The 12,845-nt window shown below is 72.1% G+C and carries 3 protein-coding genes; all 3 read left to right on the top strand.

Annotated elements, in window-relative coordinates; translation table 11 throughout:
- On the top strand, nt 1-9,670 hold a 9,670-nt coding region (locus tag AMK13_RS41335; RefSeq protein WP_143204673.1), incomplete at its 5' end, for a non-ribosomal peptide synthetase.
- A 156-nt stretch (nt 9,671-9,826) separates the two neighbouring features.
- Nucleotides 9,827-11,128, top strand: coding sequence for an MFS transporter (locus AMK13_RS30525; RefSeq protein WP_074004955.1), 1,302 nt, complete (start codon nt 9,827-9,829; stop codon nt 11,126-11,128).
- A gap of 219 nt (nt 11,129-11,347) precedes the next feature.
- The gene (gene gndA, locus AMK13_RS30520) at nt 11,348-12,802 is read left to right on the top strand and encodes an NADP-dependent phosphogluconate dehydrogenase (protein ID WP_049657393.1); all 1,455 of its coding nucleotides are present in this window, start codon (nt 11,348-11,350) and stop codon (nt 12,800-12,802) included.
- The last annotated feature ends 43 nt before the right edge of the window (nt 12,803-12,845 follow it).

Genomic DNA, 12,845 nt, shown 5'->3' with positions numbered 1-12,845 from the left:
GGCGGGGCTGACGGCGGAGCGGTTTGTGGCGAATCCGCTGGGTGTGTCGGGTGAACGGATGTATCGCACGGGCGACTTGGGTCGTTGGCGTGCGGACGGGGTGCTGGAGTACGTGGGGCGTGCGGACGACCAGGTGAAGATCCGGGGTTTCCGGGTCGAGCCGGGCGAGGTCGCGGCGGTCCTGCTGGCGCATGAGGCGGTGGCGCAGGCCGCAGTCGTGGCGCGCGAGGACCGGTCGGGCGACAAGCGCCTCGTCGGCTACGTGGTGCCGGTCGCGGGCCGGGAGGTCGATCCCGACGAGCTGCGGCGTTTCGCCGTGGGGCGCCTTCCGCGTCACATGGTGCCGTCGGCGGTGGTGGTGCTGGAGGCGCTGCCGATCACGCCGAACGGCAAGCTGGACCAGCGCGCACTGCCCGCGCCTGCCGCCACCGCCGTCGAGCCGGGCGGACGGGCGCCGCGTTCCGCGCAGGAGGAGATCCTGTGCGTGGTGTTCGCGGAGGTGCTGGGCCTGCCGTCGGTGGGGATCGACGACGACTTCTTCGCCCTGGGCGGCCATTCGCTCCTCGCGGCCCGGCTGATCAGCCGCATCCGCGGCACCTTCGGCGCTGAACTCGGGATCCGCGACCTGTTCGACGCCTCCACGGTCGTCGGCGTCGCCGAGAAGCTGAAGGAGGGGCGGCCGGCGCGGCCGGCGTTGGTGGCGGGTGAGCGTCCGGAGGTGCTGCCGCTGTCGTTCGCGCAGCAGCGGCTGTGGTTCCTGGACCAGCTCGAAGGTGCTTCCGCCACGTACAACAGCCCGTTCGCGTTCCGGCTGCACGGATCGGTGGACGTGGAGGCGCTGCGTGGGGCGATCGGCGATGTGGTCGGGCGGCACGAGGCGCTGCGGACGGTCTACCCGGCGGTCGACGGCCAGCCCCGTCAGCTGGTGCTGCCGGCCGGTGAGGTCGAGGTGCCGTTCAGGGTCGAGCCGTGCGCGGCTTCGGAGGTGGCGGGGCGGATCGAGGCCGAGGCCTTCGCCGTTTTCGACCTCTCCGTCGAACTTCCCTTGCGGGTCGTGCTGTTCACGCTTGGCGAGGACGAGTCGGTCCTGGCGCTGACCCTGCACCACATCGCCAGCGACGGCTGGTCCTCTGGCCCGCTCTGGCAGGGGGTCACGTCGGCCTACCGGGCCCGGCTGGCCGGAGCTGCCCCGGAGTGGGAGCCGCTGGCCGTCCAGTACGCGGACTACACGCTCTGGCAGCACAACCAGCTCGGGGAGGCTCTCGGCCAGCAACTCGCCTACTGGTCCGAGGCGTTGAGGGATGCGCCGCAGGAGGTGGCCCTGCCTTTCGACCGGCCCCGTCCTGCCGCCGCGTCGCATGAGGGTGAGCTGTTGGAGTTCCATGTCGGCCCCGAGCTGCACGCGGAGTTGGATGCGTTGGCGCGTCGGCATGGTGTGACGCTGTTCATGGTGCTGCACGCGGGCTTGGCGGCTCTGCTGTCGCGGATGGGTGCGGGGACGGACCTCCCGATCGGCACGGTGGTGGCTGGGCGTTCGGACGAGGCCCTGGACGAGCTGGTCGGGTTCTTCGTGAACACGCTGGTGCTGCGGACGGATGTGTCGGGTGAGCCGACCTTCGGCGAGTTGCTGGGGCGGGTCCGGGATGCGGACCTGGCGGCGTTCACGCACCAGGACCTGCCGTTCGAGCGGCTGGTGGAGGAGTTGAACCCGGTGCGTTCGCTGGGCCGGCACCCGCTGTTCCAGGTGATGCTGGTCCTGCAGAACAACGAGGAGGGCAGCCTCCAGCTCCCGGATGTCGTGGTGAGTACGGAGTCGTTCGGGACGCCGCCCGCCAAGTTCGACCTCAACCTGACGTGCGTCGAGAACCGTGACGCCGCCAATGCGCCTGCCGGTATCACGGTGGTCCTGCAGTACGCGACCGATCTGTTCGACCAGGGGACCGCGGGTCTGGTGGCGGAGCGGTTGGTGTGCTTGCTCGGGGTGGCGGTCGGGGATCCGGAGGTTCCGGTGTCCGGCTGGGAGGTGTTCGACTCGCCTGAGCAGGAGCGGTACTTCCTCAGCCGGGCGGAGCGGGCCCGGGCCGGCGCGGTCGAGGCTGTGGAGGTGCAGGGGCATCGTGGTCCGAGGACGGCGCAGGAGGAGATCCTGTGCGCGTTCTTCGCCGAGGTTCTTGGTGTTCCGTCGGTGGGCATCGATGACAACTTCTTCGCTCTGGGCGGGCATTCGCTCCTGGCGACACGCCTGATCAGCCGGATTCGTACCATGTTGAACGCCGAGCTGGGCATCCGCGACCTGTTCCGTAACCCGACGGTGGTCGGGGTGATGGAGAAGCTGAAGGAGGGCCGTCCGGCGCGTCCGGCGTTGGTGGCGGGGGAGCGTCCGGAGGTGCTGCCGCTGTCGTTCGCGCAGCAGCGACTGTGGTTCCTGGATCAGCTCGAAGGCGCTTCAGCGACCTACAACAGCCCGTTCGCGTTCCGCCTCCACGGATCGGTGGACGTCGAGGCCCTGCGCGGGGCGATCGGCGACGTGGTCGGCCGCCACGAGGCCCTGCGGACGGTCTACCCGGCGGTCGACGGCCAGCCCCGCCAGCTGGTCCTGCCCGCTCAGGACGTCCAGGTGCCGTTCAGGGTCGAGCCGTGCGCGGCCGAGGAGGTGGCCGGGCGGATCGAGGCCGAGGCCTTCGCTACCTTCAGCCTCTCCGCTGAACTTCCGCTGCGGGTGGCCCTGTTCACCCTCGGCACGACCGAGTCCGTCCTGGTCCTGACCCTGCACCACATCGCCAGTGACGGGTGGTCCTCGGGCCCGCTCTGGTCGGGCATCGCCTCGGCTTACCGTGCCCGTCTGACCGGCCTGGTCCCGCAGTGGGAGCCGCTGGCCGTCCAGTACGCGGACTACACGCTCTGGCAGCACAACCAGCTGGGCGAGATCCTCGACGAGCAGTTGAAGTACTGGCGTAACGCGCTGGGAGAGCTGCCGCAGGAGGTGGCCCTGCCTTTCGACCGATCCCGTCCTGCCGCCGCGTCGCATGAGGGCGAGCTGTTGGAGTTCCATGTCGGCCCCGAGCTGCACGCGGAGTTGGACGCGTTGGCGCGTCGGCACGGCGTGACGCTGTTCATGGTCCTGCACGCGGCTCTGGCGGCTCTGCTGTCGCGCCTCGGCGCGGGGACGGACCTCCCGATCGGCACGGTGGTGGCCGGGCGTTCGGATGAGGCCTTGGACGACCTGGTCGGGTTCTTCGTGAACACCCTGGTCCTGCGGACGGATGTGTCGGGTGAGCCGACCTTCGGTGAGCTGTTGGGCCGGGTCCGGGATGCGGACCTGGCGGCGTTCACGCACCAGGACCTGCCGTTCGAGCGGCTGGTGGAGGAGCTGAACCCGGTGCGTTCGCTGGGCCGGCACCCGCTGTTCCAGGTGATGCTCGTTCTGCAGAACAACGACGAGGGCACGCTCCAACTCCCGGGCCTCACCGCTCAGTCCGAGTCCTTCGGGACCCCGCCCGCCAAGTTCGACCTCAACCTCACCTGCGTCGAGAACCGTGACGCCGCCAACGCGCCTGCCGGTATCACTGCCGTTCTGCAGTATGCGACCGATCTGTTCGACCAGGGGACCGCGGGTCTGGTGGCGGAGCGGTTGGTGCGCTTGCTCGGGGTGGCGGTCGGTGATCCGGAGGTTCCGGTGTCCGCTTGGGAGGTGTTCGACTCGCCTGAGCAGGAGCGGTACTTCCTCAGCCGGGCGGAGCGTGCGCGGGCCGGTGCCGTCGAGGCTGTGGAGGTGCAGGGGCATCGTGGTCCGAGGACGGCGCAGGAGGAGATCCTGTGCGCGTTCTTCGCCGAGGTCCTCGGCGTACCGTCGGTGGGCATCGACGACAACTTCTTCGCCCTGGGCGGCCATTCGCTTCTCGCGACGCGCCTGATCAGCCGCATCCGCACGACCCTCAACGCTGAGCTCGGCATCCGCGACCTCTTCCGCAACCCGACGGTGGTCGGGGTGATGGAGAAGCTGAAGGAGGGCCGTCCGGCCCGTCCGGCGTTGGTGGCGGGGGAGCGTCCGGAGGTGCTGCCGCTGTCGTTCGCCCAGCAGCGGCTGTGGTTCCTCGACCAGCTCGAAGGCGCCTCCGCCACCTACAACAGCCCGTTTGCGTTCCGCCTGCACGGTTCGGTGGACGTCGAGGCCCTGCGCGGGGCGATCGGTGACGTGGTCGGCCGCCACGAGGCCCTGCGGACGGTCTACCCGGCGGTCGACGGCCAGCCCCGCCAGCTGGTCCTGCCCGCCCAGGACGTCCAGGTGCCCTTCAGGGTCGAGCCGTGCACGGCCGACGAGCTGGCCGAGCGGATCGAGGCCGAGGCCTTCACCACCTTCAAGCTCTCGACCGAACTTCCCTTGCGGGTAGTGCTGTTCACTGCCACTGAAGGGGAATCCGTCCTCGTCCTGACCCTCCACCACATCGCCAGTGACGGGTGGTCCTCGGGCCCGCTCTGGTCGGGCATCGCCTCGGCCTACCGTGCCCGTCTGGCCGGTCTCGTCCCGCAGTGGGAGCCGCTGGCCGTCCAGTACGCGGACTACACGCTCTGGCAGCACAACGAGCTCGGCGCGACCATGGACCAGCAACTCGCCTACTGGTCCGAGGCGTTGAGGGATGCGCCGCAGGAGGTGGCCCTGCCCTTCGATCGGCCCCGACCGGCCACCGCCTCGCACGAGGGTGAGCTGCTGGAGTTCCACGTCGGCCCCGGCCTGCACGCCGAACTGGACGCGGTGGCGCGTCGGCACGGCGTGACGCTGTTCATGGTCCTGCACGCGGCTCTGGCGGCTCTGCTGTCGCGCCTGGGCGCCGGCACGGACATCCCCATCGGCACGGTCGTCGCCGGACGTTCGGACGAGGCCCTGGACGACCTCGTCGGGTTCTTCGTGAACACCCTGGTCCTGCGGACCGACGTTTCGGCGGAGCCGACCTTCGGCGAACTGCTGGACCGGGTCCGGGACGCCGACCTGGCGGCGTTCACCCACCAGGACCTGCCGTTCGAGCGCCTGGTGGAGGAGCTGAACCCGGTGCGTTCGCTGGGCCGGCACCCGCTGTTCCAGGTGCTCCTGGTCCTGCAGAACAACGACGAGGGCACCCTCCAACTCCCGGGCCTCACCGCCCAGCCCGAGTCCTTCGGGACGCCACCCGCCAAGTTCGACCTCAACCTCACCTGCGTCGAGAACCGCGACGCCGCCAACGCGCCCTCCGGCATCCTCGCTGTTCTCCACTACGCCACCGACCTCTTCGACCGCGACACCATGACCCTGCTGGCGGACCGCCTGATCCGGCTGCTCGGGGTGGCCGTCGGGGATCCGGAGGTTCCGGTGTCCAGCTGGGAGGTGTTCGACTCTCCCGAGCAGGAGCGGTACTTCCTCAGCCGGGCGGAGCGGGCCCGGGCCGGCGCGGTCGAGGCTGTGGAGGTGCAGGGGCATCGTGGTCCGAGGACGGGGCAGGAGGAGATCCTGTGCGCGTTTTTCGCCGAGGTCCTCGGGGTTCCGTCGGTGGGTATCGACGACAACTTCTTCGCTCTGGGCGGCCATTCGCTCCTGGCGACGCGCCTGATCAGCCGCATCCGCACCACGTTGAACGCAGAGCTCGGCATCCGCGACCTCTTCCGGAACCCGACCGTCGTCGGGGTGATGGAGAAGCTGAAGGAGGGCCGTCCGGCCCGTCCGGCGTTGGTGGCGGGGGAGCGTCCGGAGGTGCTGCCGCTGTCGTTCGCCCAGCAGCGGCTGTGGTTCCTCGACCAGCTCGAAGGCGCCTCCGCCACCTACAACAGCCCGTTCGCGTTCCGCCTGCACGGTTCGGTGGACGTCGAGGCCCTGCGCGGGGCGATCGGTGACGTGGTCGGCCGCCACGAGGCCCTGCGGACGGTCTACCCGGCGGTCGACGGCCAGCCCCGCCAGCTGGTCCTGCCCGCCCAGGACGTCCAGGTGCCCTTCAGGGTCGAGCCGTGCACGGCCGACGAGGCCGCGGGGCGGATCGAGGCCGAGGCCTTCACCACCTTCGACCTCTCCGCCGAACTCCCTCTGCGGGTGGCCCTGTTCACCCTCGGTGCGACCGAGTCCGTCCTCGTCCTGACCCTGCACCACATCGCCAGTGACGGCTGGTCCTCCGGTCCGCTCTGGCAGGGCATCGCCTCGGCCTACCGGGCCCGCCTGGCCGGCGTCGTCCCCGACTGGGAGCCGCTGGCCGTCCAGTACGCGGACTACACCCTCTGGCAGCACAACGAGCTCGGCGACACCATGGACCAGCAACTCGCCTACTGGTCCGAAGCACTGAGGGGTTCGCCGCAGGAGGTGGCTCTGCCCTTCGACCGGCCCCGCCCCGCCACCGCGTCGCACGAGGGCGACCTGCTGCAGTTCCACGTCGGCCCCGAGCTGCACGCCGAACTGGACGCGGTGGCGCGTCGGCACGGCGTGACGCTCTTCATGGTCCTGCACGCGGCTCTGGCGGCTCTGCTGTCCCGCCTGGGCGCCGGCACGGACATCCCCATCGGCACCGTCGTCGCCGGACGCTCGGACCAGGCGCTGGACGACCTGGTCGGGTTCTTCGTGAACACCCTGGTCCTGCGGACGGACCTCTCGGACGCCCCCAGCTTCGGCGACCTGCTGGGTCGGGTCCGGGACACCGACCTGGCGGCGTTCACCCACCAGGACCTGCCGTTCGAGCGGCTCGTCGAGGAGCTGAACCCCGTTCGCTCCAGCTCCGTGCATCCGCTGTTCCAGGTGATGCTGGTCCTGCAGAACAACGACGAGGGCACCCTTCAACTCCCGGGCCTCACCGCCCAGCCGGAGTCCTTCGGGATGCCGCCCGTCAAGTTCGACCTCAACCTCACCTGCGTCGAGAGCCGCGACGCCGCCGGCGCTCCCTCCGGCATCCTCGCCGTTCTCCACTACGCCACCGAGCTCTTCGACCGCGACACCATGGCCCTGCTGGCGGACCGCCTGCTCCGGCTGCTGACCACCCTGGTCGCGGACCCGGACCAGTCGATCGAGGCGTTCGACATCCTGAGCCCGGCCGAGCGCCGGCAGATCCTCGTCGAGTGGAACGACACCACGCGCGTCCCGGCGGACACCGTGCTGGTCCCGGAGGTCTTCGAGGGGCACGTCCGGCGGACGCCGGACGCGACCGCGCTCGTCTTCCAGGGCGAGGTTCTGACGTTCCGTCAGCTCAACGCTCGGGCGAACCGCCTGGCGCGGCTGCTGATCGACCGCGGGGTGGGGCCGGAGCAGTCCGTGGCCGTCCTGCTCCCGCGGGGCACGGACCTGGTCGTCTCGCTGCTGGCGATCCTGAAGGCCGGGGCCTGCTACGTCCCGGTCGACCCGGAGTACCCGGTCGAGCGGGTCGGGTACATGCTCGACAACTGCCGCCCCGGCCTGGTGATCACCGGCGGGGACACCGCCGAGCGGTTCGCCGGTCTGGCCGGCCGGGTGCCGCACCTGCTGGACCTGGCGGAGCCGTCGCTGGGCGCCGAGCTGGCCCGCCGGTCCGAGGCCGACGTGACGGACGCCGACCGGCTCGCGCCCCTGCGTCCCGGGCACGCGGCGTACGCCATCTTCACCTCCGGGTCGACGGGGACGCCGAAGGGCGTGCTCGTCGAGCACCGCTCCCTCGCCAACCTCGTCCACAGCCACCGGGAGGACGTCTACCGGGCCGACATCGCCTCGGCCGGCCGTCCCCTGCGGGCCGCCATGATCGGGGCGACGACCTTCGACGCCAGCTGGCTGCTGCTCTTCTGGCTGCTGGACGGCCACGAGCTGCACCTGGTGGACGACGAGACGCGCCGGACGCCGGAGCTCCTGGTCGACTACATCGACGGCGAGCGGATCGACTACCTGGAGACGACCCCGACCTACTGCCGGCAGCTGGTCGAGCTGGGGATGCTCTCCGAGCAGCGCGCCTCCCGCCCGCGGATCGTGGACGTCGGCGGTGAGGCCGTCGACGAGGCGCTGTGGGATGTTCTGCGGCGGGCCGGGGTCACCGCCAACAACCAGTACGGTCCCACCGAGTGCACCGTGTACAGCACGAACGCCGTGATCGGCGAGTACGAGCGGCCGGTCATCGGCCGGCCGATCCGCAACACCCGGCTCTACGTCCTGGACGACCGACTGCGGGTGGTCCCGCCGGGCGTTCCCGGCGAGCTGTACATCGCCGGGGAGAGCCTGGCCCGCGGCTACCTGGGCCGGCCGGGTCTGACGGCCGAGCGCTTCGTGGCGGATCCGTTCGGTGCGGCGGGCGAGCGGATGTACCGCACCGGCGACCTCGTGCGGTGGCGTGCCGACGGCGCCCTGGAGTACGTGGGGCGTGCGGACGACCAGGTGAAGATCCGGGGCTTCCGGATCGAGCCGGGCGAGGTCGCCGCGGTGCTGATGGCGCACGAGGCGGTGGCGCAGGCCGCCGTGGTGGTGCGCGAGGACCAGCCGGGGGAGAAGCGCCTGGTGGGCTACGTGGTGCCGGTCGCCGACCGGGCGGCCGACCCGGAGGAGCTTCAGCGCTTCGCCGCGGGCCGTCTGCCGCGGCACATGCTGCCGTCGGCGGTCGTGGTGCTGGCGGACCTGCCGATGACCTCGCACGGCAAGCTGGACCAGCGGGCGCTGCCCGCGCCGGTCGCCGGTGCGGGAGGCGGCGGACGGGCCGCGCGCTCGGCGCAGGAGGAGATCCTGTGCGCGGTCTTCGCCGAGGTCCTCGGGGTGCCGTCGGTGGGCATCGACGACGACTTCTTCCTCCTGGGCGGGCACTCGCTGCTCGCGGCCCGGCTGATCGGCCGGATCCGCACCGCCCTCGGCGCCGAGATCGGCATCCGGGACGTCTTCGACGCCCCCACCGTCGCCGCGCTCGCCGGCCGGCTGGACGACGCGGGGGACGGGGACGGCGCGCTCGCCACCCTGCTGCCGTTGCGCAGGAGCAGCGGCCCGGCGGCCCGGCCGCTGTTCTGCGTGCACCCCGCGGCCGGCGTCAGCTGGGTCTACTCGGGCCTGCTCCGCCACCTCGACGGCGGCCGTGCCCTGTACGGTCTCCAGGCCCGCGGCCTGCTGGCCCCCGAGGCCGTGCCGGCCGGCCTCGACGCCATGGTCGACGACTACCTGGCGCTGATCCGCTCCGTCCAGCCGCAGGGCCCGTACGCGCTGCTGGGGTGGTCGTTCGGCGGGGTCGTGGCGCACGAACTCGCCGTCCGGTTGCAGGAGGAGGGCGAGGAGGTCGAGGCACTCACCCTGATGGACAGCTTCCCGAGCGGTGGCGGCGGCGGATCGGCCGAACCGGTCCGGGAGTTGACCGGTGCGGAGGCCGTCCGGGCGCTCCTGGAGTCGCTCGGCCACGACCCGGAGTCCGCGCGGGCCGCGGACGGTCCGTTCGCCCTGCTCGGCGACGCCGCGCTGGAGGCGATGGCCAGGGTCTTCCTCGCGAACATCGCGGTGCTGGACTCCTTCAAGTCCCGTACGTTCAGGGGCGATGTGCTGTTCTTCGAGGCGACCAGGGAGGAGCCGCGCCCCCCGGTGCGGCCGGAGGACTGGCGGGCCCACGTCACCGGTCGGATCGAGGTGCACCGGGTGACCGGGCGGCATGGTGAAATGACGAGGCCCGATCAGCTCGCCCAGATCGGCCCCGTTCTCGCCGCCTGGCTGGCGGGTGGGCGCGACCGGTCCTAGCCGGCGGGGCCGGCGGCCCGTGCGCCGACCGGCGTACGGGCCGCGCGGCGGTCCTGCTCCCCGCGCCGGCGTCGGCCGCGGGGTGCCGGAGGGGACGCAACCAGTGGGCGGCTCCGGGCAGTTCGGATTTCCTACCGCGACAGATCGGAGCGTTCAATGGGCAACGGCACACGTGGCGGCTTGCTCCGCCGCCACCGGGACTTCCGGCTCCTCTGGTTAGGCGAGACGGCGGGGCGCTTCGGCCAGTCGGTCACGGTCCTCGCCGTTCCGCTGATCGCCGTGTCGACTCTGCACGCCGACACCTTCGAGGTCAGTCTGCTGAGCGCGGCGCCCTGGGTGCCGTGGCTGGTCATCGGCCTTCCGGTGGGCGTCTGGGTGGACCGGCTGCGGCGCAGGCAGGTGATGTTCTGGGCCAACGTCATCTGCTTCGCGCTCTTCGCCAGCGTCCCGGTCGCGGCGTGGGCCGGAGTGCTGGGGGTGACCCAACTGCTGCTCGTGGCCCTGCTCGCGGGCGCCGCCACGGTGTTCTTCCAGACCGCGTACACCGCCTACCTGCCGGACCTGGTGAAACCGGAGGACCAGGCCGAGGGCAACGCCAAGCTCCAGGGCAGCGCCTCCGCGGCGCAGATCGCCGGGCTCGGCTGCGGCGGCCTGCTCATCCAACTCGCGGGCGCCGCCAACGGGATGCTCGTCAACACGACGACCTTCCTGCTGGCGACCCTCTGCCTGGTCGCCATCCGGCACCGGGAGTCCGCGCCCGAGCGGGTCCAACGGCCGCGCGGCGCCATGGCCAAGGAGATCCGGGAGGGGCTGGGACTGCTCTTCGGCGACCCCTTCCTGCGGAGCCTGGCGCTCTTCGGAGCGGCGTCCAACCTCGCCCTGACCGGGTACCAGTCGCTCATGGTCGTCTTCCTGGTCCGTGAGGTCGGCCTGTCCTCCGGCGAGATCGGCAGCCTCGCGATGGTCAGCGGCATCGGCGGTGTGCTGGGGGCGTTCGTCGTGCGTCGGGTCAGCGCCAGGCTGGGCAGCGGACGCGCCCTGCTGGTGTTCGAGCTGGTGCTGCCGGCGCTGGCCCTGCTCATCCCGCTGGCCGGCCCCGGGTGGGGCCTGCTGATGATCGTCCTCGCCTACAGCGGGGTGGCGATCGGCATCGTGGCGGGCAACGTCATCAAGTCCGGGTTCGTCCAGAGCTACGTCCCGAGCGCCGTGCTCGGCCGGCTCGTGGCGAGCTCCGCGTTCCTCAACTACGGCACGATGCCGCTGGGCGCCCTGCTCGGGGGCGCGCTCGGCACCTGGCTCGGCCTGCGCCCGGCCCTGTGGATCCTGACCGCGGGCGTACCGGCGGCGGCCCTCTTCCTCTACTGCTCCCCGATCCGCCGCCACCGGGACCTGCCGACCGGGCAGCTGCCCGGGCACCGGCCGCAGGCCGAGCCGGAAGCGGTCGAGGCGGTGCGGTAGAGCTTGTCGCGGAAGGTTCGGGCGCCGGGTCGGGGCACCTGAACGGGGGAGTCCCCCGCGCGGCGGGCGGGTGCGGCCGGTGAGCATATAGTCCGACCGCCCGTGGCGCCGGGCCGGGTCCGCGGCGCGCGTCGGCGGGCGGACACGGCCGCCCCGGGAACCCGCGGCGCAGGCCCGCGAGCCCCGCCGGGGGACTCCCCGAGGAAGGACGTACCCGCCATGGAGGCATCGGCACAGATCGGCGTGACGGGGCTCGCGGTGATGGGCCGCAACCTGGCGCGGAACTTCGCCCGCAACGGCTACACGGTCGCGGTGCACAACCGGAGCGAGGGCCGGACCAAGTCCCTGGTCGAGGAGTTCGGCCACGAGGGCGCGTTCGTCCCGGCGTGGTCGCCGCAGGAGCTGGTGGCCGCGCTGGAGCGCCCCCGCCGGCTGCTGATCATGGTGAAGGCCGGCCGGGCCACCGACGAGGTCATCGAGGAGTTCGCCCCGCTGCTGGAGGCGGGCGACATGCTCATCGACGGTGGCAACGCCCACTTCGCCGACACCCGCCGCCGGGAGCGGGCGCTGCGCGAGCGCGGCATCCACTTCGTCGGGACCGGCGTCTCCGGCGGGGAGGAGGGCGCGCTGCACGGCCCCTCGGTGATGCCCGGCGGCTCCGCCGAGTCCTACGCCGTGCTCGGCCCGATGCTGGAGCGGATCAGCGCCCACGTGGACGGCGACCCGTGCTGCACCCACATCGGCACCGACGGGGCCGGGCACTTCGTGAAGATGGTGCACAACGGCATCGAGTACGCCGACATGCAGCTCATCGCCGAGGCCTACCACCTGCTGCGGGAGGTCGGCGGGTACGCCCCCGCCGAGATCGCCGAGACCTTCCGGCGCTGGAACGAGGGGCGGCTCGACTCCTACCTGATCGAGATCACCGCCGAGGTGCTCGCCCACACCGACGCCGCCACCGGCGAGCCCTTCGTCGACGTCGTCCAGGACGCCGCGGAGCAGAAGGGCACCGGACGCTGGACCGTCCAGACCGCCCTCGACCTCGGCTCCCCGGTCACCGCCATCGCCCAGGCCACCTTCGCCCGGGTCGCCTCCGCCCGGGCCGAGCTGCGGGCGGCCTACCGGCCGCTGCCCGGGGGCGGCCGGCAGGAGTTGCGCCCGCACGAGGCCGAGCGCTTCACCCGGGACGTCGAGCAGGCCCTCTACGCGTCCAAGGTCATCGCCTACGACCAGGGCTGGACGATGATCCGCGACGCCGCGGCCGAGTACGGCTGGGACATCGACCTGGGGGCGGTGGCGAGGATCTGGCGCGGCGGGTGCATCATCCGCGCCGCGTTCCTCGACCGGATCCGTGCCGCCCACGCGGCCAACCCCGACCTGGTCAGCCTGCTCGCCGAGGAGGAGTTCGCGGCCGAGGTCTCGGACGCCCAGGCGGCCTGGCGCACGGTGGTGGCCGGCGCGGCCCAGCACGGCATCCCGGTGCCAGCCTTCTCCGCCGCGCTCGCCTCCTACGACACCCTGCGCAGCCCGCACCTGCCCGCCGCGCTGATCCAGGGGCAGCGCGACTTCTTCGGCGCCCACACCTACCGCCGCACCGACCGACCGGGCAGCTTCCACACCCTCTGGGCCGAGCCCGGCCGCCCCGAGGTGCGGACGGACGGCGGGACGGCGTAGCCGGACGGCCCCGGCGCCCCTCGGGGGGCGGTCTTCAGGGCTT

Source organism: Streptomyces sp. CB02056 (assembly GCF_001905545.1).
Taxonomy (GTDB): domain Bacteria; phylum Actinomycetota; class Actinomycetes; order Streptomycetales; family Streptomycetaceae; genus Kitasatospora.
The sequence above is the reverse complement of the archived record's forward strand: the minus strand, read 5'-3'. Positions and strand labels throughout refer to the sequence as shown.

Excerpts from the sequence above, each read along its gene's own strand:
- AMK13_RS30525 (WP_074004955.1), top strand. The coding sequence starts at position 9,827 with ATGGGCAACGGCACACGTGGCGGCTTGCTCCGCCGCCACCGGGACTTC.
- gndA (WP_049657393.1), top strand. The coding sequence starts at position 11,348 with ATGGAGGCATCGGCACAGATCGGCGTGACGGGGCTCGCGGTGATGGGC.